The organism is Accumulibacter sp. (assembly GCF_036625195.1).
Lineage (GTDB): Bacteria > Pseudomonadota > Gammaproteobacteria > Burkholderiales > Rhodocyclaceae > Accumulibacter.
Map to the genome: position 1 here is coordinate 2,019,284 of NZ_JAZKUG010000001.1, position 21,563 is coordinate 2,040,846.

Consider the following 21,563-nt stretch of genomic DNA (forward strand, 5'->3'; position numbering starts at 1 on the left):
ATCTTCGCTTCCCCGGGCCCTGGCCGATGCCCTGGTGCTGCCGCGCCATGCGGCCGGGGCAGTCCTTGCCCGACAGGGAAATCGATCATCTGCCGCCGCGGTCTCCTTGTCGGACCCGGCTGCCAACGGCCCGTTGCCGGTGAGCGGTGGCTGCCTTCCTGCGCACGGACCTTCATTTTGCGGCTGTCTGAGCCGGCTTCTGGTAGCATGCTCGCTGCTCCGACGGACCGTCAATGACCGCCTTGCTCGCTGAAGTCTTTTCCGCCTCCGGGCCGCTCGCCGCGGCGGTTCCCGGTTATCGTCCGCGGTCGCAGCAGCTCGAACTGGCAGAACGCATTGCCGCCGCCATGGCGGCCAACGCGGTGCTCGTCGCCGAAGCCGGCACCGGCACCGGCAAGACCTATGCCTACCTCGTTCCGGCGCTGCTCTCGGGGGGCAAGGTGATCGTGTCCACGGGGACGAAAAACCTGCAGGACCAGCTTTTCGCGCGCGACGTTCCGACCATCCGCAAGGCTCTCGGCCTGCCGGTCCGGGTTGCCCTGCTCAAGGGCCGTGCCAACTATCTCTGCCACCACCATCTCGCACGCTCGCTCGCCGATGGCCGCTTCCTCACGCGCGAGGATGCTGCCTGGGCGCAGCGCATCGCACGCTTTGCCCAGCAGACGCGCAGTGGCGACAAGGCAGAGTGTGTCGATGTGCCCGAGAACGCGACGGTGTGGCCGATGGTCACCTCGACGCGCGACAACTGCCTCGGGCAGGACTGTCCGCAGCACAAGGAGTGCTTCGTCCTTGCTGCCCGCCGTGAGGCGCTGGCCGCCGACCTGGTGGTGGTGAACCATCACCTCTTCTTCGCCGACGTGATGCTGCGCGACGAGGGCACGGCGGAACTCCTGCCGGCCTGCAACACGGTGGTCTTCGACGAAGCGCACCAGTTGCCAGAGGTCGCCAGCCTGTTCTTCGGCGACAGCGTCTCGACCGCGCAACTCCTCGAACTTGGCCGGGACGCGCAGAGCGAAGCGCTGACGGCGGCGCGCGACTGCCTCGACCTGCCACGCCTGAGCGTCCGGCTGGAGAAGGACGTGCGCGATCTGCGGCTCACGCTGCCGGTCGAGCCGGCGCGTCATGCACTGCCGCAGCTTGCCGCCCGACCCCGGTTTGCCGAGGCCCTGGCGACCACGATCGCAGCCGTCGAGGCGCTGGCCGCCCTGCTCGAGACGCAGGCGCAGCGCAGCGAGGGGCTGGACAACTGCTGGCGGCGTGCGGGTAGCCTGCTGCAACGGCTGCAAGCCTGGCAGGCCGGCACCAACGACGACTTCGTCCGGTGGGCCGAGACCTATACGCACGCGCTGCAGCTCAATGCCACGCCGCTGGCGATCGCCGGCATCATGCAGAAGCAGATGAGCGGGCATCCGCGCGCCTGGATCTTCACTTCCGCGACGCTCGCCGTGCAGAACGACTTCGGCCACTACTGTGCGGAGATGGGCCTGGTCGATGCGTCTTCGGCGCGTTGGGAGAGCCCCTTCGATTATCCGCGGCAGGCGCTGCTCTACGTGCCGCGCAATCTGCCCGAACCGAACGCTCCCGACCATGCCGAGGCGGTCGTCGGCGCAGCGTGGCCGGTGCTGCGCGAGAGCGGCGGCCGCGCCTTTTTCCTGTGCACCTCGCTGCGCGCGATGCGCCGGGTACACGAACTGCTCGCCGAGCGGCTCGCCCGCGACGGTCTCGAGCTGCCGCTGCTGCTGCAGGGCGAGTTGGGGAAGAACGAGCTGCTCGAGCGCTTTCGCCGTCTCGGCAATGCCATCCTGATCGGCAGCCAGAGCTTCTGGGAAGGCGTCGATGTCCGTGGCGAGGCACTGTCGCTGGTGGTCATCGACAAGCTGCCGTTCGCCCCACCCGACGACCCGGTGCTGTCGGCACGACTCGATAAGCTGCGCAGCGAAGGCCGCAATGGATTTCTCGAGTACCAGCTGCCGCGGACGGTCATCAACGTCAAGCAGGGGGCGGGCCGGCTGATTCGCGATGAGAGCGACCGCGGCGTGCTGATGATCTGCGATCCACGCCTGATCGCCAAGACCTACGGCAAGCGGATCTGGCGCAGCCTGCCACCGATGCGGCGGACGCGCGAGCTGGCTGACGCGGTGGCCTTCTTCAGACCGGCAGCCGGTGCCAGCGGCGCATGAACGCGCAACTGCCACCATCGCTGCAAGAACTCCTGCCGGCCGACTGCCGTGCCGCGGCGGAACTGCTGAATCGTGGTTGCGCCTGCATCTCGGTCGATCACCAGTCGCTGCGGCGGGAACTCGCGGCCTGTGCGCGTGACGCCGGAGCGAGTGACTGGCTGGCGAGCCGCCCGCACCTGTTCGCCGACAGCATGGTCTTCGTCGGCGCACTGCATCTCGAGCGGATGACGCGGACGATCGCCGCCATCGAGCGGGTGGTCGCGCTGCCTGCCTACCGGCAGCGGGTGCTCGCCTACGCGCCGGCGGTGGCGCAGCACGCGCCGGCAGCCGCGGGTGTCTTCCTCGGCTACGACTTCCATCTCGCTCCGCAGGGGCCGCAACTCATCGAGATCAACTCGAATGCCGGCGGTGCGCTGCTCAATGCCAGTCTCCTGCGGGCGCAACGGGCGTGCTGTGCGGCGGTGGCGCAGATCATGCCGCAACCGCCGCCGGTCGAGCGTCTCTTTCTCGACATGTTCCGCAACGAGTGGCGGCTGGCGCGGCCGGAAGTGGCGGCGACGCGTCCGCTGGCGCGTGTCGCGATCGTCGACGAGGTGCCGGCCGAGCAATACCTGGCGCCGGAGTTCGAGCTCTTTCGCCGGCTCTTTGCCGACAATGGCATCGCTGCGCTGGTCGCCGATCCCGCCGAGCTGTCGTACGATGGCGAGCGGCTGCATTGCCGCGGCGAGGCCATCGACCTGGTGTACAATCGGCTGACCGATTTCGCGCTCGCCGCGCCACGCAACGCCAGCCTGCGCCAGGCCTATCTCGACGACGCCGTCGTCCTCACGCCGCATCCGCGGACGCATGCGCTGTTCGCCGACAAACGCAATCTGCTGGCACTCGGGGACCAGGAGTGGCTGCGGGCGATCGGCGTGGACCCTGGCGACCGCGAGCTGCTCGCCAGCGGCATTCCACGTACCGAAGAGGTCACGCCAGAGAACGCCGACGCTTTCTGGGCCAGCCGCCGGCAGTGGTTCTTCAAGCCGGCCGCCGGTTTCGGCAGCAAGGCCGCCTATCGCGGCGACAAGCTGACGCGCCGGGTGTTCGCCGAAGTCGCGCGCGGCGGCCATGTCGCGCAGGCGGTCGTCAGCCCCTCCGAACGCCGCCTGCTGATCGACGGTGTCGAGCAGGACTTCAAGCTCGACCTGCGCAACTATGCATACCGCGGTGCGGTGCAACTGGTTTCGGCGCGCCTCTACCGTGGCCAGACGACCAATTTCCGGACTCCCGGTGGCGGCTTCGCCGCGGTCCTCGCCGTTCCCGGGCAGCGTCGCTGCCTCAGCTGCGAATGAGGATCTTCGGCATCACGGGCTACTCCGGTGCTGGCAAGACGACGCTGATCGAGCGCATCCTGCCGCAGATGATCGAGCGTGGCCTGCGCGTCTCGGTGCTCAAGCACGCCCATCACGACTTCGACGTCGATCGCCCGGGCAAGGACTCGTTCCGTCACCGCCAGGCAGGGGCCAGCGAAGTGCTGCTCGTCAACGCGTCGCGCTGGGTGCTGATGCGCGAGCTGCGCGGTGCGCCCGAGCCGACGCTGGCCGAATGCGCGAGCCGTTTCTCGCCCTGTGACCTGCTCCTCGTCGAGGGCTTCAAGCGCGAGCCGATCGCCCGCCTCGAGGTCCATCGGCCGGCGCATGGCAAGCCACCGCTGTGGCCGGAGCAGCGGCAGATCGTCGCCGTCGCCTCGGACGAGGCAGAGCCGGCGGGTCTGCCGGCGGGGCTCCGCTGGCTGGACCTGAACGACGTGCCGGCGATCGTCGCTTTCATCCTCGATCATCTTCAACGCACGGAGGAAGCCGATGCAGTCCTTTGAAGAAGCACTTGAGCGCCTGCTCGCGGCGGCTCCGGCGGTCGCCGAGGTCGAGTCGCTGGCGACGCGACACGCCGATCGACGTGTCCTCGCGCAGGCACAGATGGCGACGGTCGATTCGCCGCCGCTCGACAATTCGGCGATGGATGGCTATGCCGTCGCGCTTGCCGATGTCCCGCGGCCGGGGATTTGCCTGCCGGTGACGCAGCGCATTCCGGCCGGCAGCGTCGGCAGCCGGCTGCAACCGGGAAGTGCGGCGCGCATCTTCACCGGAGCGCCGCTGCCGCCCGGCGCGGACGCGGTCGTGATGCAGGAACTGTGCGAACACGCTGCGGCGCAGGTGCGGATCAACCACCTGCCGCAACCAGGCGAGCACATCCGTCGGGCGGGCAGCGACATCGCCGCCGGCAGCGAGATTCTCGCCTGCGGCCAGCGCCTGCGGCCACAGGACACGGCGCTCGCGGCTTCGGTCGGCATCGCCTCGTTGCCGGTGTTCAGGCGCCTGCGGGTGGCGCTGCTGAGCACCGGAAACGAGCTGCGCATGCCGGGCGAAACGCTGCCGCCGGGGGCGATCTACAACGCCAACCGCTTCCTCCTCGCGGCCCTGCTCGAACGGCTTGGCTGTATCGTCGACGACGCCGGCGAGGTCGCCGACAGCCTGACGGCGACGCAGGCCGCGTTGCGCGCCGCGGCCGGAAAGAACGACCTGGTGCTCTCGTCCGCTGGCGTCTCGGTCGGCGAGGAGGATCATGTCCGGGCAGCGGTCGAGGGCGCTGGCCGGCTCGAAATGTGGAAGATCGCGATCAAGCCGGGCAAGCCGCTGGCTTTCGGCCATCTGGCGACGAACGGCCGCGAGGTCCCCTTCGTCGGGCTGCCCGGCAACCCGGTATCGTGCCTCGTCACCTTCCTGATGCTGGTGCGGCCGCTGCTTCTGCGGATGCAGGGGGTGCGCGAGGTGACCCCGGCGAGCTACCGGTTGCGCGCCGATTTCGACTGGCCAAGCCCGGACGCGCGGCGCGAGTTCCTGCGCGTCCGCAGCCATTCCGGCGGCGCGGTCGAGCTCTTCGGCAACCAGGGCTCGGGCGTCCTGACCTCGGCGGCTTGGGGCGATGGCCTGATCGACAACCCGCCGCAGCAGGTGATCCGGCGTGGCGACGCAGTCTGCTTCATGCCTTTCTCGGCCTTGCTCGACTGAATCCGGGAGACACTGATGTTGAACATTCTCTACTTCGCTTCCGTGCGCGAGCGCCTCGGCCGGTCCGCCGAGGAACTGGCGCTGCCGGCCGGTGTGCGCGACGTCGCCGGCCTCATTCGCCATCTCGGCCAGCGGGGCGGTGCGTGGGAGGGCCTGGCCGGGACCAGGAACCTGCGCTGTGCCGTCAACCAGCAGATGGTGCCGCTCGATTGGCCGCTCGCCGATGGCGACGAGCTGGCTTTCTTTCCACCGGTGACGGGGGGCTGAGGCATGCCGGTGCGCATCCAGGAAGCCGATTTCGACATCGGCAGCGAACTCGCCGACCTTTGCCGTGCCGAGCCGCGGGTCGGTGCTCTGGCATCCTTCGTCGGCCTCGTGCGCGATGTCAGCGGTGGCGACGGCGTCAGCGAGATGAGCCTCGAACACTACCCCGGGATGACCGAGAAGGCGCTGGCGGCGATCGTCGGCGAAGCGCTGCAGCGCTGGTCGCTGATCGACGCCCTGGTGATCCATCGCGTCGGCCGCCTGCTGCCCGGCGACCGCATCGTCCTCGTTGCCGTCGCCGCCGCGCACCGCGCCGAGGCCTTCGCCGCCTGCGAGTTCATCATGGACTACCTGAAGACGCGGGCGCCGTTCTGGAAACGCGAGTTGACTGCGGCAGGGGCGCGCTGGGTCGAGGCGCGTGATGATGACGACCGCGCCGCCGAGCGCTGGCGGCAGCCGGGCGCGTGAGGTGGATCCTGCCGGTGTTGGCTGTGCCATGTGGAGAGGACGAGGCATCCAACCGCCATCGGGGCCGCATCTGCAGACCTGCACCCGATGGTCCTGGCTCGATTTGCGCTGGATTCTCCCATGCGTGCATCGGCAAAGGGGCTTGCCGCCAGGCGGCGGGCGCAGCCTGATGCTACCGCGCGATCGGTTGATCGAAATCCAGCTCGAGGCTTGGCTATGCCAGCGGAGTGGCGTCGCTTTGCGTCGCCACCGCGCACGGCGTTAGGCCGCGCGCTGCGCCGTGCGGGTCAGCACGGGGCAGCCCGAGCAACAGCGTCGCGGCTTCGCGGGCGTGCCGGCGCTGTCGACTTCGACCGGGAAGCGGCGGACGACGCCCCGGACGCCGCACGTCGCCGAAAAAGAACCGGTCGCCGCCGGCGAAGTGCCGATCGTCACCGCGGTCGAACCCGAATGGACATCAGTGGTTGCCGGTGATGATCCGCATCGACGCTTCGTCGTACAACCAGGTGTCGTCGAAGAACGTCACGGTGCCGCTGGCCAGGTCATGTTTGCCGCCGATGATGCCCACCTTGCCGGCGGCGATCATGTGCTCGAGGATGGTGCTGCGGTTGACGATCGAGCGCACCGAGCGACGTACGTTGAGGTCGGCGACGTTCTCGACGAACGCGGCGTTCATCGAGTTGCGCGCTGCCGGATCGAGTGTCCTGTTCTCTTCATGGACGGCGGGCTGGATTTTCGACAGCAACTCGGTCAGGTTGCCAAGCTCCACATGGTCGCATGCGCCCTTGATCGCGCCGCACGAGGTGTGCCCGAGCACGACGATGAGCTTCGACCCGGCCACGTGGCATGCGAATTCGAGGCTGCCGATGATGTCGGTGTTGATCACGTTGCCGGCGATGCGTACCGAGAAGATGTCGCCGAGGCCCTGGTCGAAGATGAGTTCCGCGGACGTGCGGCTGTCGATGCAGCTGACGATGGTGGCGAACGGCCACTGTCCGTCGCGCGTCTGGTTGGCCTGTTGCAGCAGGTCGCGGCTCACGCGCAGGTTGTTGACGAAGCGCGCGTTGCCCTCCTTGAGGAACTGCAGGGCAAGCGCCGGGTTGACGGAGGCTTGGGTTTCGGACGTATGCGCTTTCATGGCGGAAGAAGCTTCCTTCGCGGTCATTGATGTTGACCGCGATGTTACCGACCGGTGAAAATAATGAACAATCGATATTCATGATGATTGGAATAGATCAGTATCTATGAATACAACCTTTCGCCAGCTGCGTCTCTTTCTCGCGCTTGCCGACCACGGCAGCGTCACAGCGGCCGCAGCGGCCTGCCACGTGACGCAGCCGACGGTATCGATGCAATTGCGCGAGTTGGCCGACGCCGTCGGTCTCCCCCTCCATGAGCAGATCGGCAAGCGCCTCCACCTGACCGCGGCGGGCGAGGTGCTCGCGGCGACGGCGCGGGCGATGCTCGACGAATGGCTGGCGTTCGAGCAGGCCATCGATGCGATGAAAGGGCTGGAACGGGGACGCCTGCGCGTGTCGCTGGCGAGCACCGCGAAGTATTTCGTGCCGCGCCTGCTGGGCAGCTTCTGTGCGGCGCACCCGAACATCGAGATTGCGCTCGAAGTCCTGAATCGCGACGGTGTCGTCGCCCGTCTGCGCGAGAACCGCGATGACCTCTACATCATGTCGATGCCGCCCGAGAACCTCGACCTCGAACGCCACGCGTTCCTGCCCAATCCGCTGGTCCTCATCGCCAACGAAGGGCACCGGCTGGCGGGGCGGCCCCTCGAACTCGCGGACCTCGCGGCCGAACGCTTCATCCTGCGCGAACGGGGTTCGGGGACACGACTGGCGTGCGATGCTCACTTCGCATACCATGGCTTCGTTCCCGAGGTGCGGCTCGCGCTGGGCAGCAACGAGGCGATAAAGCAGGCCGTTGCCGGGGGCCTCGGCCTGGCGGTGATCTCGCGCCACGCCCTGGCCGCCCGACCCGCGGGCGATCAGCTCACGATTCTCGATGTGCAGGGCTTCCCGCTCCAGTCCCGCTGGTTCACCCTCTACCCACGCGGCAAACGCCTGTCTCCGGTGGCGGCCGTCTTTCTCGAACACCTCGAGCAGACGGCATGCGAGCCGGTTGGGCGCCGTGACTCCTGCTGGCACGGACAGACTCTGGCCGAGGGATGAGTGGTGCAAGGTCCACAGGCCCGCTGTCGACGCGCCATCCTGTTGTGATAGCCTTGCCGTTCCAGAACCCACAAGGAGATTCTTCAATGAAGGAACAAGCCATCGGCAAGCGCCTCAATGGCGCCGCCATCGGACTCGCAGCGCTGTCACTCGCGCTGCTCGCGGCGTGCGGCAAACAGGCGGAACCGCAGGTGGACCGTGTCGCTGCGGAAGCCAAGGCGAAGCTTGAAGCAGAAGCGAAGGCGGTCGAAGCGGCGGCCAAGGAAGCCGAAGCACGCGCGATCGCCATCGAGAGCTACGTCTATGCCTACCCCCTGGTGACCATGGAGATGACGCGCCGGGTGATGACCAATGTCGCCGCAGCGGAAGGGTCGCGCGCACCAATGGGGCAATTCGTGCGGATGCGCAGCTACCCCGACGCCGCGTACCGCGATGTCACGGCGCCGAACGCCGACACGCTGTACACGACCGCCTGGATCGACGTTTCGAAGGAGCCCTGGATCCTGAGCCTCCCGGACATGAAGGACCGCTATGCCCTGTTCCCGATGCTCGACGGCTGGACCAACGTGTTCCAGGTTCCGGGCAAGCGGACGACGGGCACCAAGGCACAGACCTACGCCATCACCGGACCGGGCTGGTCGGGCGAATTGCCCGCCGGCGTGACCGAGTACAAGTCCCCGACGGGCATCGTCTGGATTCTCGGGCGCATCTATTGCACCGGCACCCCCGAGGACTACAAGGCCGTTCATGCCCTGCAGGACAAGATTTCGGTCGTGCCGCTGTCCGCCTACGGGCAATCCCGCACGCCGACCCCTGGAGTGGTCGACCCGGCCATCGACATGAAGACTGCCGTCCGCGCGCAGGTCGATGCGCTCGATGCCAGCGCGTACTTCAAGCTCTTCGCCGAGCTGCTGAAGAGCAATCCGGCGGCGGCCGATGATGCTCCGATGCTGGCCAAGCTTGCCAGGATCGGTGTCGTTCCGGGGCAGGACTTCGACGCAGCCAAGCTCGATCCCGCCGTTGCCAAGGGCCTTGCCGGTGCCCCCAAGCCGGCACAGGAACTGATCATGGACTGGATGAAGGGCGGCATCGTCGCGGGCGACTTCAAGCTCGAGCACGGCTGGCTGTTCACCACGAAGACCGGCCTGTACGGAACGAACTACATCCAGCGCGCGCTCGTCACCGCGATCGGCCTCGGCGCCAACCGGCCCGAGGATGCCGTTTATCCGACCTCGGAGGGACCGGACATCGCTGCCAAGTACAGCGGCGAGAAGAAGTACGTCATGCGCTTCGAGAAGGGCCAACTGCCGCCGGTGAACGGGTTCTGGTCACTCACCATGTACGACGCGGACTATTTCTTCGTGGACAACAAGCTGAATCGCTACAACCTGAGCCAGCGCAACAAGTTCAAGACGAACCCGGATGGGTCGGTCGACCTCTATATCCAGAACGAATCGCCGGGCAAGGACAAGGAATCGAACTGGCTGCCGGCACCCAACGGCCCCTTCGTCCTGATGATGCGCCTCTACTGGCCGAAGGAAAACGCACCATCGATTCTGGATGGCAGTTGGAAGGTTCCCGAGGTCAGGGAAGCTTCCTAGGCGCACGTCCGGACCCGGCGAAGATCGCGTCTGCCGGCGCGTGATGGTGCGCAGACAATGAGCGCGCCGCCGGGGTGAAGTCTGTGCCGCCGCGGCGCCGCGCACGCGGGGTAGGGGCATCCCGCGTGGCAGCGGCGCTGGTGATGCGTCAGCGCTCGGACAGCAACCGTACCCGCCGCCGCTGCTTCGCGTGATGGGTGGCGTCTCGGACAGCAGGATGGACTTCGATTCCCACGGCTACGCCGTCACCCCGCCTGTCTGCGGCGGCAGCATCTCCGAGCCCAAGGTGACCGCGACGCGACGACGGCCTGGCGCCACTCCGGTCGCAGCAGGGACCGGTCCATCAACTCGTCAGCGGCTCGGCGTGGCGCATTGAACTGCGCCCGGTCGGCCCCATATGCATGTCATCGACCCATTTCCGGCAAGGAGTGCAGCACATGCGTTTGGACAAACTGACGACGAAGTTCCAGCAGGCACTGGCCGATGCCCAGAGTCTCGCGATTGGCCACGACAACCAGATCATCGAGCCGCAGCACCTGCTGCTCGCGCTGCTGCAGCAGGAAGATGGCTCGACCGCATCGCTGCTGGCACGCGCCGGCGTCAATGTGCAGGCGCTGAAGGCGGCGCTGGTGCAGGCGGTCGGCCGCCTGCCGAAGGTGCAAGGGCATGGTGGCGAGGTGCAGGTGGGGCGCGACCTGGCGAACCTGCTCAACCTCACCGACAAGGAGGCGCAGAAGCGTGGCGACCAGTTCATCGCTTCCGAACTGTTCCTGCTCGCACTCGCCGACGACAAGGGCGACTGCGGCCGGCTGGCGAAACAGCACGGACTGGTCAAGGCTTCGCTCGAACAGGCGGTGGCTTCGGTGCGTGGCGGTCAGGCGGTCGACAGTCAGGAAGCCGAAGGACAGCGACAGTCGCTTGCCAAGTATTGCATCGACCTGACGGAGCGTGCCCGTCTCGGCAAGCTCGACCCGGTGATCGGCCGTGACGACGAGATCCGGCGGGCGATCCAGATCCTGCAGCGGCGGACGAAGAACAATCCGGTGCTCATCGGTGAGCCGGGCGTCGGCAAGACGGCGATCGTCGAGGGGCTCGCGCAGCGCATCGTCAATGGTGAGGTGCCGGAAACGTTGAAGGGCAAGAAAGTCCTCAGCCTCGACATGGCGGCGCTGCTCGCCGGTGCCAAGTACCGCGGTGAGTTCGAGGAGCGGCTGAAGGCCGTGCTCAAGGAAATCGCGCAGGAAGAGGGGCGGATCATCGTCTTCATCGACGAACTGCACACGATGGTCGGCGCCGGCAAGGCCGAAGGCGCGATCGACGCCGGCAACATGCTGAAGCCGGCGCTGGCGCGTGGCGAGCTGCACTGCGTCGGTGCGACGACGCTCGATGAGTACCGCAAGTACATCGAGAAGGATGCGGCCCTCGAGCGCCGTTTCCAGAAGGTGCTGATCGACGAGCCGAGCGTCGAGTCGACGATCGCCATCCTGCGCGGACTGCGCGAAAAGTATGAGCTGCACCACGGTGTCGACATCACCGACCCGGCGATCGTCGCCGCTGCCGAGCTGTCGCATCGCTACATCACCGACCGCTTCCTGCCCGACAAGGCGATCGACCTGATCGACGAGGCGGCGGCGCGGATCAAGATGGAGATCGACTCCAAGCCCGAGGTGATGGACAGGCTCGACCGGCGGATGATCCAGCTCAAGATCGAGCGCGAGGCCGTGCGCAAGGAGCGCGACGAGGCGTCGAAGAAGCGCATGCACCTGATCGAGGAGGAACTGCTCAAGCTCGAGCGCGAGTACAACGACCTCGACGAGATCTGGAAGGCGGAGAAGTCGCAGGTTCAGGGCAGCGCGCAGATCAAGGAGGAGATCGACCGGCTGAAGGCGCAGATGGCCGAACTGCAGCGCAAGGGGCAGTACGACAAGCTGGCCGAATTGCAGTACGGCCGGTTGCCGCAACTCGAAGCGCAGATGAAGGCTGCCGAGAAATCCGGCGACGGCGGTGGCCAGAAGCGACTGCTGCGCACGGAGGTCGGCAGTGAGGAGATCGCCGAGGTAGTGTCGCGGGCGACCGGCATCCCGGTGTCGAAGATGATGCAGGGCGAGCGCGAGAAGCTGCTGCAGATGGAGGAACGCCTGCACCAGCGCGTCGTCGGGCAGGACGAAGCGGTGCGCCTGGTGGCGAACGCGATCCGCCGCTCGCGCGCCGGGCTCGCCGATCCGAACCGGCCCTATGGCTCGTTCCTCTTCCTCGGTCCGACCGGAGTCGGCAAGACCGAGCTGTGCAAGGCGCTGGCCGCTTTCCTCTTCGACTCCGACGAGCACCTGATCCGCGTCGACATGAGCGAGTTCATGGAGAAGCATTCCGTATCGCGCCTGATCGGAGCGCCGCCGGGCTACGTCGGCTACGAGGAGGGGGGCTACCTGACCGAGGCCGTGCGTCGCAAGCCGTATTCGGTGATCCTGCTCGACGAGGTGGAGAAGGCGCACGCCGACGTCTTCAACGTGCTGCTGCAGGTGCTCGACGACGGGCGCATGACCGACGGCCACGGCCGTACGGTCGATTTCAAGAACACGGTGGTGGTGATGACCTCGAATCTCGGTAGCCAGATGATCCAGCAGATGGCCGGTGACGACCATCAACTGATCAAGCTGGCGGTGATGGGCGAGGTGAAGTCGTACTTTCGGCCCGAGTTCATCAATCGCATCGACGAGGTCGTCGTCTTCCATGCGCTCGACGAACAGCACATCCGCTCGATCGCGAAGATCCAGCTTGGCTATCTCGAACGGCGTCTGGCACAGATGGAGCTGCAGCTCGAGGTGACCGACAGCGCCCTGGGGGAAATCGCCACTGCCGGCTTCGACGCGGTCTACGGCGCGCGGCCGCTGAAGCGTGCGATCCAGTCGCAGATCGAGGACCCGCTGGCCAAGGCGATTCTCGAAGGGCGTTTCGCCGCCGGAGAGCGCATCCGCGTCGCCTCTGAAGGCGGCATCATGCGTTTCGCAAAGGGTTGAGGGAGATCGTAGCCATGATCAGCATCGTTTACAACAGCCAGCAGTATGCGATCGTTGCCTACCCGACGCACGAGGCCCTGGAATTGGTCGACAAGACGTGCAGCCGCAGCCTGTTCGTGCACGGGGCGGCGGCGGGCGGGTTGCGCCGGGCGATCGAGAGCATTCCCGACGAGCAGCGCAGCGAAGAGTCGGTCGATGCGCTTCTGGACGAATACTGCGCCGGCACGGCGCGGCCGATCGTGCTGCACTGAGGCTTGCGGGCGTCACCGGGCCGCTGCCGGGGATGCCCGACGGGCGTATAATCGGTGGCAGTTCGCCGCCGTGGCGGGCACTCTTACCGGGAGCAGGCGAGATGGCGCTGTACGAATCCGATCACACCAAGTTCATGCGCGAGATGCTGGCGCAGCACCCCGAGTGGGCCGAGGATCAGAGGCGGGGCAGGGCGATCTGGTGGGACAGGAAGGTCGACCTCGAAGAGCAGAACGCGCTGCGGCAGGCCAGCGAGCCGCAGCGTCCGTATCCCTACGACGTCAATTTCGAGCAGCGCTGAGCCGCCGCCGGGGGCGGTTCCGGCCGCGCGCTGCGGGTGTCTTCGAAGGGAGCGGCAAGGCGGAGCCGGATGGCTGGTTTGGCAGCAGGCCGCGGGGCCTGCCTCCGACCCCGGGCAGCGCCGCAACAACAGCTAGTTGTTGAGCGGTTTGACGACGCGCTTCACCGCTGGATCGTCCGGGTGTGGGTGGATGGTGAAGCCGAGTTTGGTCATCAGGCTGAACATCTTGCTGTTCATCGACAGCACGTCGCCGACGATGCTGCGGTAGCCCTTGATGCGGGCACAGTCGATCAGCGCGCTCATCAACTTGCGCCCGACGCCGTGTCGCTGCCAGTCGTCGGCGACGGCAAGCGCGAATTCGACCGACTCGCCGTCCGGGTTGGTGACATAGCGCGAGACGCCGATCTGGACTTCCTGGCCGTCGGCATCGGGTAGTGTCGCCACCAAGGCCATCTCGCGGTCGTAATCGATCTGCGTGAAACGCACCAGCATCGTCTGCGTCAGCTCGCGGATGGTGTCCATGAAGCGGTAATACTTGCTCTCGTCGGACATGCCGATGACGAAGCGTTGTTCGCGTTCGGCATCTTCGGGCCGGATTGGCCGGATGGTGACGGTGCGGCCGTCGGGCAACTCCCATTCCTGGATCAGGTGCACCGGGTAGGGGTGGATCGCCATGTGCGCGTAGCGGTCACCGGAAGGCGCTGCATAATCGATGACGATGCGGGCATCGGCGGCGATGCCGCCACTTTCGTCGACAATCAGCGGGTTCAGGTCGAGTTCCTGCAACCACGGCAGTTCACAGATCATCTGTGACACATGCAGGAGGATCTCCTCGAGTGCCTCGTGGTTGATCGCCGGCATGTTGCGGAACTCGCCGAGCAGTTTCGAGGCGCGTGTCGACTGGATCAGGTCGCGCGCCAGGAAGCGGTTGAGCGGCGGCAGCGCCACCGCGCGATCGCTGAACACCTCGACCTCGGTGCCACCCGCGCCAAAGGTGATGATCGGCCCGAAGATCGGGTCGCGCGAGACGCCGATCATCAGCTCGCGGCCGTTCGGCCGGGCGAGGAACGGCTCGATCGACAGGCCGTTGATGCGTGCCGTCGGATGCCGTTTCTTCACCGTCTCGATGATGTCGTGATAGGCGTTGCGGGCTGCCGGCGCGTTGGTGATGTTCAGGCGCACGCCACCGACCTCACTCTTGTGGAGAATGTCGGGCGAGTCGATCTTCATCGCGATCGGGAAACCGATCTGCTCGGCGAGGAGCAGCGCCTCGGTCGGCGTATGCGCGACCATGGTCTGCGCCACCGGAATGCGGAAGGCGCGCAGGATGGCCTTCGACTCCATCTCCGAGAGCAGCTTGCGCCGCTCGTGCAACACGGCCTCGATCAGCATCTTCGCGCCTTCGGTCTCCGGACGCGAGTGCTTCGACGATGGCGCCGGCGTTTGCAGCAGCAGCTTCTGGTTCCAGTAGTAGGTCGAGATGTGATAGTAGAGCTCGATCGCGGTTTCCGGCATGCGGAACGACGGAATCCCGGCGTCCTCGAGCAGGCTGCGCGCCTCGTGAACCTGTTCTTCGCCCATCCAGCAGGTGAGGATCGGCTTGGCGGTCTGCAGGTCGACCTCGATCACCGCCTTGGCGACTTCCATCGGCTGCGTCATCGCTTGCGGCGAGAGCATCACCAGGACGCCGTCGACGGCATCGTCCTCGGCCACCGCCAGGGTGGCGTCATGGTAGCGCTTCGGCGTCGCGTCGCCCTCGATGTCCACCGGGTTGCTCTGCGACCAAGTGCGTGGCAGAGTGGCATTCAGCTTCTGCATCGTCTCCGTGGAGAGCTGTGCCAGCGGAATCTCGAGATCGCCCGCACGGTCGGCGGCCATCGCGCCGGGTCCGCCACCGTTGGTGATGATCGCCAGGCGCTTGCCCTGTGGGCGGAACTTCGACGCCAGCGCCTTGGCGGCGTAGAACAACTGGCCGATGTTCTTGACGCGGACGACGCCTGCGCGCCGCACGGCCGATTCGAAGACAATGTCGGAGCCGGCCGCCATTCCCGAGTGCGTTTCGACTGCCGCCAGGCCGCCGGCGTGGCGGCCGGCCTTCAACAGGACGATCGGCTTGATGCGCGCCGCCGAGCGCAGCGCGCTCATGAAGCGGCGGGCATCGCGGATGCCTTCGACGTAGAGCAGGATGTAGTGCGTCAGGTTGTCGTAGATCAGGTAATCGAGGATTTCGCCGAAATCGACGTCCGTCGTGCCGCCGAGCGAGATCACGCTGGAGAAGCCGATGCGGTTGCTCCTCGCCCAGTCGAGAACCGCCGAGCAGATCGCGCCTGACTGCGAAACCAGGGCCAGATGGCCGGAGTCGGCGTGCACGCGGGCAAAGGTGGCGTTGAGGCCGAGGTTGGGACGAATGATCCCCAGACAGTTCGGGCCGAGCAGGCGGACACCATAGCTGCGGGCGATCTCCATCATCTTGCGCTGCAGTGCGGCGCCGGAATGACCCGCCTCGGCGAAACCGGAAGTGATGACGATCGCGTTCTTGACGCCGCTGCGGCCACACTGCTCGATGACCCCAGGCACCGTCTGCGGGCGGGTGACGATCACCGCCATCTCGACACGGGCGCTGATCTCTTCGATCGACTTGTACGCCTGGACGCCCTGGATGCTCTCGTGGGCCGGGTTGATCGGGTAGAGACGGCCGCGGTAACCCGATTCGAGGATGTTCCTGAACAGGACGTTGCCGACCGAATCAACGCGGTCGGAAGCGCCGATGACGGCGACGGATTTCGGCTCAAACAGTGTCGTGAGGTAGTGGTGTTCTAGCATGATGGCCAATCACCTCCCGGGTGAGAGGTGTTGCGGTGGTGGATGTTGCACTGCATCAATTTACCACAACCAGTCGCCGAAGTCTCTAGGGAGCAGCTTCCAATCGACCGCCATTGCGGCATTCCGCACGCTTCGGGCCAAATCCCGCCACCCTGCGGGCGTGCGTGCGTGGCGCTGGCCGCAATACCCGTGCCGGCTGCCGTGGCGTCGAGCCGCCGGCTCATTCGGCGACGATGCTGTCGATCAGCAGGTCGGAACGCAGCGTGCGGTACATCGGGCACTTGTTGGCGATCGCCAGCAGTGCGCTGCGCTGGTCTGCGCTCAGGTCGCCTTCGAGGCGGATCTGGCGAACGATGCGATCGCGCTTGCCGCTTCCGGCCACATCGACGCGGTCGTGCTGCAGCTCGACGCGTACCCGCGCCAGTGGCAGCCGCTTGCGCTGGGCGTACATGCGCAGGGTGATCGAGGTGCACGCGCCGAGGCTGGCGAGCAGCAGGTCGAAGGGCGCCGGACCGCTGTCCTCGCCACCCAGGGCGGGGGGCTCGTCGGCGAGCAGCCGGTGCTTGCCGATCTCGATCGTCTGCTGGTAAGGTCCGCGTCCGTTTTCGCTGACGACGACCCGATCGTGCTGCCTGTCTTCTGTCATTCCGCTTCTCCGACGCGATGGCACGGATGATAATCGAAAGGCGGTCGCGGCTCACATTTTCCGTTTCGCTGTGGCGCGCCACGACCTGATCACCTGGCTCTGAGCGGGCGACCGGGCGATCAGGCAGCGCCGCAGATGCGGCTGGCCAGAGCGTCGATGCCGCCGGCGCTCAGATCGGCGGTGGACAGGGTCACCGGCGCCGTGAAGCCGGCGTAGTTCTGTTTCTGTGAGCGGCAATAGAGCGGGTCATAGTGCAGTTGCAGCAACTCCCGCACCAGTTCGCGCCAGGAAGCGTTGCGCGCGTACCCCGACCAGCGCTGGATTGCCTCGCTGCCCTGCAGATCGCGCAGGGCGTGCAGGCGGGCGAGCAGCCAGTCCGGGTCGCCCAGGAAATACTCGTAATCGCGCAGGAGGAAGTCGACGCGGGAATCGATCGATGCCTCTATGGTGATGCATTCACCGGCGCGCATGGTCGCGATCAGCGTTTCAGGCACCTGCAACGAACCGATCTTGCGACTCTCGGCCTCGACGAACACCCGCCGGCTGGGGTCGAGCGCCGTCAGCGCGGTCAACAGGCGCGATTCGAACATTTTCTGCGAAGGTTGCCGGCAGTTGGGCAGGACGCCCAGCACCGAGCCCTTGTGGCAGGCCAACTCCTCGAGGTCCAGGATCTGCTCGCCACGCGCCCCGATCGCCTGCAGGATACGGCTCTTGGCGCTGCCAGTGGCGCCACAGAGCACCCGCAGCGAAAGGCCCCGGGGGATCTCGGCGAGACCGGCGATGACCAGCCGGCGATAGGTCTTGTAGCCGCCTGCGAGCTGTTGCGCATCCCAGCCGATGCGCCGCAGGATGTGCGTCAGCGAGCCGCTGCGCTGACCGCCCCGCCAGCAGACGACAAGAGGTTGCCAGTTCCTGTCGCGTTGGCAGAAGTGGCTGCGCAGGTGGCCGGCGATGTTCTCGGCGACGTAGGCCGCTCCGATCCGGCGGGCGGCGAAGGGTGACACCTGTTTGTAGAGCGTGCCGACCTCGCTGCGCTGCCGGTCGTCGAGCACCGGGCAGTTCACCGATCCTGGAATGTGGTCGTCGGCAAACTCGGCCGGCGAGCGGACATCGATGATCTCGTCGAAGGCCGACAGATCGGCAAGCTGTCCGATCGTCGCGATATCGTGTTTCATGCCGCCAGCGTCTCCGGCTTTCGGGCCCTCATTTTAGCAGCGGTGCCAGTCCCCGCCAGATGTTGTCGAGCAATAGCGGCTGCGCCTCGGCGGTCGGGTGCAGGTTGTCGGCCTGGAACAGCTGTGCCTGTGTCGCGACACCGTCGAGCAGGAAGTCTACTTGTGCCGTCTTGCGGGCCTTGGCCACTTCGCCAAAGGTGGCGTGGAACTGCGCGGCATAGGATCCGTAGTTGGGCGGGATGCGCTGGCCGACGAGCAGTACGCGCGCATTCCTCTGCTGCGCTTTGGCGACGATCGCCGTCAGGTTGTCGCGCAGTTGCGCCAGTGGCAGTCCGCGCAGGCCGTCGTTGGCGCCGAGCGCGAGGATGACCACCCGCGGCGAGTGCCTGTCGAGGGCGTCGTCGATCCGTGCGCGGCCGCCGCTGGTGGTTTCACCCGAGATGCTGAGGTTGACGACCTTATAATCGAGCTTCTTCTCCTGCAGCCGCCGGCTCAAGAGGGCTGGCCAGGCGGCATCCTGGCGAATGCCGTAGCCCGCCGACAGCGAGTCACCGAAGACGAGGATGTTCATGGCCGCACCGGCGGTGCCGCTGGCGAGCAACATCAGGCCGGCAAGCAGGAGGCGGCGACAGTTGGGGAAAGCGGGCATGGTTCGGGAAACATCGGTGGTCGTTGAGGTCAGGGAACTCGCCAAACGCGTAGATAACGGTGGCGAGCCGTTGACCATTCTGCACGATATTTCGTTCGTCGTCGCCGCCGCGGAGACGGTGGCGATCGTCGGTGCGTCGGGTTCGGGCAAGTCGACGCTGCTCGGCCTGCTGGCCGGGCTGGACCGGCCGAGCAGCGGTTCGGTACGGCTGGCGGGCGAGGAACTCGGCGGGCTCGACGAGGACGCGCGGGCGGTGCTGCGCGGGCGTCTGCTGGGCTTCGTCTTTCAGAGCTTCCAGTTGCTGCCGTCGCTGACGGCATTGGAGAACGTGATGCTGCCGCTCGAACTCGCGGGCACCGCCAATGCCCGCGCCCAGGCTGCGTTCTGGCTGCAGCGCGTTGGCCTGGGCGAGCGCCTGCGGCACTATCCGAAGCACCTGTCGGGCGGCGAGCAGCAGCGCGTCGCCCTGGCGCGCGCCTTTGCCCCCGGGCCGCGGCTGGTGCTGGCCGACGAGCCGACGGGCAACCTGGATGCTGCGACCGGCCACCAGGTGATCGAGCTGATGTTCGCGCTCAATGCCGAGCGCGGGACGACGCTGATCCTCGTCACCCACGACGAGGAGATTGCGGCCCGCTGCTCGCGGCGCTTGCGCATGCATGCCGGCCAGCTGGAAGAGATGCCCTGATCTCGCGGGCGGCGGCAACGCCGCTGCGGACCGCTGCCTCGAGCGTCGCCGGATAGTCGGCGCAGGCATGATCACCCGCCAGCCACCAGCCGGCGAGTGCCGTCCGTGCGCCCGGGCGCGCAAGACCGGGGCGGCAGGAAAAGGTTGCCCGCTGCTCGCGAATGACCTGCTGCCAGAGAACGGGTGGCAGGCTGCGTCGCAGGGTGGCCGCGAGTTGCCCGACGAGCCGCGCCGCCAGCGCCGCGTTGTCGAGCTCCTGCCATGGCCCGTGGGCGCTGAGGACGAAGGCCAGGACGCCGGCGGTGCCGCAGAGCGCGCCGCGGTCGAAGACCCACTGGCCGACGTCAGTCGACGAACGGGGGGCGAGGCCGAGCATCGGCAGCGGCAGTGAGACATGCGGCGGAAAGCCGAGGTAGGCCGTGGCGATCGGTTCGAAGCGGTAGGCGGCGAGGGTCTGTGCCAGCTCTGCCGTGGCCCGGTGGCCGGCGAGCAGAGCGGGCGCATGCTGCGCCGCGACGGCGAGGACGGCGCAGTCGAAAGCCTCGCCGAGAACTGCCGGTCCCGCTTCGATGCGGCGAATCCGGCAGCCGTTGCGAATCTCGCCACCGTGCCGGCGGATGAAGCTGGCTGCGGCGGCCGGCAGCAGTTGGTCGAGATCGGCGGCTGGCAGCAGCAGGTCGGTTGCCGTGCGGCCGCTGCCGAGGCTGTCCCGCAGGGTGTTGGCGAAGATGCGGGCGGAAGCGGCCGCCGGCGGCGTATTCAGCGCGGCGAGGCAGAGTGCTTCCCAGAGATGGCTGCGCAGTGCGCCGCGCTGGCCGTGGCGGTCGAGCAGTTCGGCGACGCTGTCGCCTTCCGGCACGCGATAGCCGTTGCGCTGCAGGGCGCGAAGAAAACGGGCCGCCGCGAGCTTTTCGCTGAGCGTCGGGCCGGCAGCAGCGAGCAGTCCGGCGGCGAGATGCAACGGCGGCGGCAGCCGGGGCAGACGGAGCCGGAAGGGCCGCGGCAGGCTGCCGGGAAAGCGCAGCTCGAGCGGCAGTCGCAGCAGCAGTCGCTCGGGATCGGCGCCGACCGTCCGCATCAGGCGCAGGGTTTCGTGGTAGGCGCCGACCAGGATGTGCTGCCCATTGTCGAGTCGATGCCCGTGCAGCTCGACGCTGCGTGCGCGGCCGCCGAGTTGCCTGGAGGCCTCGAAGAGGGTGACCCGGAACCCCGCCTGCGCCAGTTCGACCGCCGCCGCCAGTCCTGCCCAGCCGCCACCGACGACGGCGGCCCTCATCCCCGCGCCCAGGTGCGCCAGGCGATCCACAGCTTGCGCAGCGGCGTCAGCGAAGTCCGCTGCTGCAGCACCTGGCAGCCATCGCGCCGGATCTCGTCGAGCAGCGTGCGATAGATCGCTGCCATCACCAGCCCGGGACGTTGCTGCCGGCGGTCCACGGCCGGCAGTTGCGCGATCGCCTGCGCGTAGTAGCTCTCGGCACGCTCGACCTGGAAGTTCATCAGGCGGCGGAAGTTTTCCGAATGACGGGCGTTGAGGATGTCGGCAGCCGGCACCTCGAAGCGTTGCAGTTCGTCGATCGGCAGGTAGATGCGACCCCGCCGGGCATCCTCGCCGACATCGCGGATGATGTTGGTGAGCTGGAACGCCAACCCGAGGTCGTGCGCGTACTTGCGCGTCCGGCGATCCTGATAGCCGAAGATCTCCGCCGCGAGCAGACCGACGACGCCGGCGACACGGTGACAGTAGAGCGACAGGGCGCGAAAGTCGAGGTAGCGCGACTGCTGCAGGTCCATCTCCATGCCGTCGATGACCTCCTGCAGCTGTTCCGGTGGCAGGCCATACTCACTGCTCGCCGCCTGCAGCGCCTGCGACACCGGGTGCTGTGCCTGGCCGCTCGCCAGTCGCGCGACCTCCTGGCGCCACCAGGCCAGTTTGGTCGCCGCGAGTTGCGGATCCTGGCATTCGTCAACGACGTCATCGACCTCGCGGCAGAAGGCGTACAGTGCGGTGATCGCACGTCGCTGCGCGGCCGGCAGGAAGAGAAAGCTGTAGTAGAAGCTCGAACCGCTGCGGGCCGCTTTCTGTTGGCAGTATTCGTCGGGAGTCATCGGCAGTCTCGGGGTCGCCAGCCGGCGATCATACTCCCAAGCATCGCCGCCGCGGCGCCGTTCGCGATGCCGCCGCCGGGCGCGCGGGTGACCAGCCATGTGTCGCCTTCGGGCGCCGGCGCCGGCCGGTGGCCGGCCTGGCGCACGGCGCCGTCGAAAGCGGGTA

General features: G+C 67.1%; 19 protein-coding genes. 12 read left to right on the top strand and 7 right to left on the bottom strand.

Going from position 1 to position 21,563, the window contains the following annotated elements; translation table 11 throughout:
* Positions 1–233 precede the first annotated feature (233 nt).
* From V5B60_RS08725 to moaE, 6 genes are read left to right on the top strand one after another with little or no spacing between them, the layout of a single operon-like run.
* Positions 234–2,180 carry an ATP-dependent DNA helicase gene (locus V5B60_RS08725; RefSeq protein ID WP_332346657.1) on the top strand — a complete coding sequence of 649 codons (1,947 nt, stop codon included), beginning with the start codon at positions 234–236 and terminating at the stop codon, positions 2,178–2,180.
* Positions 2,177–3,514, top strand: a complete 1,338-nt coding sequence (locus V5B60_RS08730) for a hypothetical protein (RefSeq protein WP_332346658.1) — start codon at positions 2,177–2,179, stop codon at positions 3,512–3,514. The genes V5B60_RS08725 and V5B60_RS08730 overlap by 4 nt, the downstream gene beginning before the upstream one ends.
* Positions 3,511–4,038 (top strand): molybdopterin-guanine dinucleotide biosynthesis protein B, encoded by a 528-nt coding sequence (mobB, locus tag V5B60_RS08735; protein ID WP_332346659.1) that lies wholly within the window; start codon positions 3,511–3,513, stop codon positions 4,036–4,038. The genes V5B60_RS08730 and mobB overlap by 4 nt, the downstream gene beginning before the upstream one ends.
* Positions 4,025–5,230: a molybdopterin molybdotransferase MoeA gene (locus tag V5B60_RS08740; RefSeq protein ID WP_332346660.1), complete on the top strand. Its 1,206-nt coding sequence runs from the start codon at positions 4,025–4,027 to the stop codon at positions 5,228–5,230. The genes mobB and V5B60_RS08740 overlap by 14 nt, the downstream gene beginning before the upstream one ends.
* Positions 5,231–5,245: 15 nt before the next feature.
* Entirely contained in the window at positions 5,246–5,497 is a 252-nt protein-coding gene (gene moaD, locus V5B60_RS08745) for a molybdopterin converting factor subunit 1 (protein ID WP_332346661.1), read from the top strand.
* A gap of 3 nt (positions 5,498–5,500) precedes the next feature.
* Positions 5,501–5,962 (top strand): molybdopterin synthase catalytic subunit MoaE, encoded by a 462-nt coding sequence (gene moaE / locus V5B60_RS08750; RefSeq protein WP_332346662.1) that lies wholly within the window; start codon positions 5,501–5,503, stop codon positions 5,960–5,962.
* Positions 5,963–6,419: 457 nt separating this feature from the next.
* On the opposite strand, the gene V5B60_RS08755 is transcribed toward moaE, so the two are convergent.
* The gene (locus V5B60_RS08755) at positions 6,420–7,100 is read right to left on the bottom strand and encodes a carbonic anhydrase family protein (protein WP_332346663.1); all 681 of its coding nucleotides are present in this window, start codon (positions 7,098–7,100) and stop codon (positions 6,420–6,422) included.
* 106 nt (positions 7,101–7,206) lie between these two features.
* Between V5B60_RS08755 and V5B60_RS08760 the strand changes: the two genes are divergently transcribed.
* The 5 genes from V5B60_RS08760 (at position 7,207) to V5B60_RS08780 (ending at position 13,313) form a co-directional block, all read left to right on the top strand.
* Positions 7,207–8,145, top strand: a complete 939-nt coding sequence (locus tag V5B60_RS08760; protein ID WP_332346664.1) for a LysR family transcriptional regulator — start codon at positions 7,207–7,209, stop codon at positions 8,143–8,145.
* Between the two features lie 86 nt (positions 8,146–8,231).
* A complete protein-coding gene (locus V5B60_RS08765; protein ID WP_332346665.1) occupies positions 8,232–9,746 on the top strand; it encodes a DUF1254 domain-containing protein in 1,515 nt (504 codons plus the stop codon).
* A gap of 437 nt (positions 9,747–10,183) precedes the next feature.
* On the top strand, positions 10,184–12,763 hold the full coding sequence (clpB, locus tag V5B60_RS08770) for an ATP-dependent chaperone ClpB (protein WP_332346666.1): 2,580 nt from the start codon (positions 10,184–10,186) through the stop codon (positions 12,761–12,763).
* Positions 12,764–12,777: 14 nt separating this feature from the next.
* Positions 12,778–13,014, top strand: a complete 237-nt coding sequence (locus V5B60_RS08775; protein ID WP_332346667.1) for a DUF3567 family protein — start codon at positions 12,778–12,780, stop codon at positions 13,012–13,014.
* A gap of 101 nt (positions 13,015–13,115) precedes the next feature.
* Positions 13,116–13,313 carry a DUF3460 family protein gene (locus tag V5B60_RS08780; RefSeq protein ID WP_295349406.1) on the top strand — a complete coding sequence of 66 codons (198 nt, stop codon included), beginning with the start codon at positions 13,116–13,118 and terminating at the stop codon, positions 13,311–13,313.
* Positions 13,314–13,445: 132 nt separating this feature from the next.
* Here the strand turns inward: V5B60_RS08780 and V5B60_RS08785 are convergent, their stop codons facing one another.
* The 4 genes from V5B60_RS08785 to V5B60_RS08800 all read right to left on the bottom strand — a co-directional run bounded on the left by V5B60_RS08785 (position 13,446) and on the right by V5B60_RS08800 (position 18,606).
* Positions 13,446–16,136, bottom strand: coding sequence for a bifunctional acetate--CoA ligase family protein/GNAT family N-acetyltransferase (locus V5B60_RS08785; protein ID WP_332346668.1), 2,691 nt, complete (start codon positions 16,134–16,136; stop codon positions 13,446–13,448).
* Positions 16,137–16,356: 220 nt separating this feature from the next.
* Entirely contained in the window at positions 16,357–16,782 is a 426-nt protein-coding gene (locus V5B60_RS08790; RefSeq protein WP_295349402.1) for an OsmC family protein, read from the bottom strand.
* 119 nt (positions 16,783–16,901) lie between these two features.
* Entirely contained in the window at positions 16,902–17,957 is a 1,056-nt protein-coding gene (gene mnmH, locus V5B60_RS08795; RefSeq protein ID WP_332346669.1) for a tRNA 2-selenouridine(34) synthase MnmH, read from the bottom strand.
* Between the two features lie 28 nt (positions 17,958–17,985).
* Positions 17,986–18,606 (bottom strand): arylesterase, encoded by a 621-nt coding sequence (locus V5B60_RS08800; protein WP_332346670.1) that lies wholly within the window; start codon positions 18,604–18,606, stop codon positions 17,986–17,988.
* Between V5B60_RS08800 and V5B60_RS08805 the strand changes: the two genes are divergently transcribed.
* Positions 18,605–19,291: an ABC transporter ATP-binding protein gene (locus tag V5B60_RS08805; protein WP_332346671.1), complete on the top strand. Its 687-nt coding sequence runs from the start codon at positions 18,605–18,607 to the stop codon at positions 19,289–19,291. The genes V5B60_RS08800 and V5B60_RS08805 overlap by 2 nt on opposite strands.
* Here V5B60_RS08805 and hpnE read toward each other — a convergent pair.
* Together hpnE and hpnD are read right to left on the bottom strand one after the other, a co-directional pair.
* Complete coding sequence (hpnE, locus tag V5B60_RS08810) at positions 19,212–20,567, bottom strand: hydroxysqualene dehydroxylase HpnE (RefSeq protein WP_332346672.1); 1,356 nt, start codon at positions 20,565–20,567, stop codon at positions 19,212–19,214. The genes V5B60_RS08805 and hpnE overlap by 80 nt on opposite strands.
* A complete protein-coding gene (hpnD, locus tag V5B60_RS08815) occupies positions 20,564–21,397 on the bottom strand; it encodes a presqualene diphosphate synthase HpnD (protein ID WP_332346673.1) in 834 nt (277 codons plus the stop codon). The genes hpnE and hpnD overlap by 4 nt, the downstream gene beginning before the upstream one ends.
* Positions 21,398–21,563: the final 166 nt, after the last annotated feature.

Coding starts and splice junctions, on each gene's coding strand:
- V5B60_RS08725 (WP_332346657.1), top strand. CDS start 234: ATGACCGCCTTGCTCGCTGAAGTCTTTTCCGCCTCCGGGCCGCTCGCC.
- V5B60_RS08730 (WP_332346658.1), top strand. CDS start 2,177: ATGAACGCGCAACTGCCACCATCGCTGCAAGAACTCCTGCCGGCCGAC.
- mobB (WP_332346659.1), top strand. CDS start 3,511: ATGAGGATCTTCGGCATCACGGGCTACTCCGGTGCTGGCAAGACGACG.
- V5B60_RS08740 (WP_332346660.1), top strand. CDS start 4,025: ATGCAGTCCTTTGAAGAAGCACTTGAGCGCCTGCTCGCGGCGGCTCCG.
- moaD (WP_332346661.1), top strand. CDS start 5,246: ATGTTGAACATTCTCTACTTCGCTTCCGTGCGCGAGCGCCTCGGCCGG.
- moaE (WP_332346662.1), top strand. CDS start 5,501: ATGCCGGTGCGCATCCAGGAAGCCGATTTCGACATCGGCAGCGAACTC.
- V5B60_RS08755 (WP_332346663.1), bottom strand. CDS start 7,100: ATGAAAGCGCATACGTCCGAAACCCAAGCCTCCGTCAACCCGGCGCTT.
- V5B60_RS08760 (WP_332346664.1), top strand. CDS start 7,207: ATGAATACAACCTTTCGCCAGCTGCGTCTCTTTCTCGCGCTTGCCGAC.
- V5B60_RS08765 (WP_332346665.1), top strand. CDS start 8,232: ATGAAGGAACAAGCCATCGGCAAGCGCCTCAATGGCGCCGCCATCGGA.
- clpB (WP_332346666.1), top strand. CDS start 10,184: ATGCGTTTGGACAAACTGACGACGAAGTTCCAGCAGGCACTGGCCGAT.
- V5B60_RS08775 (WP_332346667.1), top strand. CDS start 12,778: ATGATCAGCATCGTTTACAACAGCCAGCAGTATGCGATCGTTGCCTAC.
- V5B60_RS08780 (WP_295349406.1), top strand. CDS start 13,116: ATGGCGCTGTACGAATCCGATCACACCAAGTTCATGCGCGAGATGCTG.
- V5B60_RS08785 (WP_332346668.1), bottom strand. CDS start 16,136: ATGCTAGAACACCACTACCTCACGACACTGTTTGAGCCGAAATCCGTC.
- V5B60_RS08790 (WP_295349402.1), bottom strand. CDS start 16,782: ATGACAGAAGACAGGCAGCACGATCGGGTCGTCGTCAGCGAAAACGGA.
- mnmH (WP_332346669.1), bottom strand. CDS start 17,957: ATGAAACACGATATCGCGACGATCGGACAGCTTGCCGATCTGTCGGCC.
- V5B60_RS08805 (WP_332346671.1), top strand. CDS start 18,605: ATGGTTCGGGAAACATCGGTGGTCGTTGAGGTCAGGGAACTCGCCAAA.
- V5B60_RS08800 (WP_332346670.1), bottom strand. CDS start 18,606: ATGCCCGCTTTCCCCAACTGTCGCCGCCTCCTGCTTGCCGGCCTGATG.
- hpnE (WP_332346672.1), bottom strand. CDS start 20,567: ATGAGGGCCGCCGTCGTCGGTGGCGGCTGGGCAGGACTGGCGGCGGCG.
- hpnD (WP_332346673.1), bottom strand. CDS start 21,397: ATGACTCCCGACGAATACTGCCAACAGAAAGCGGCCCGCAGCGGTTCG.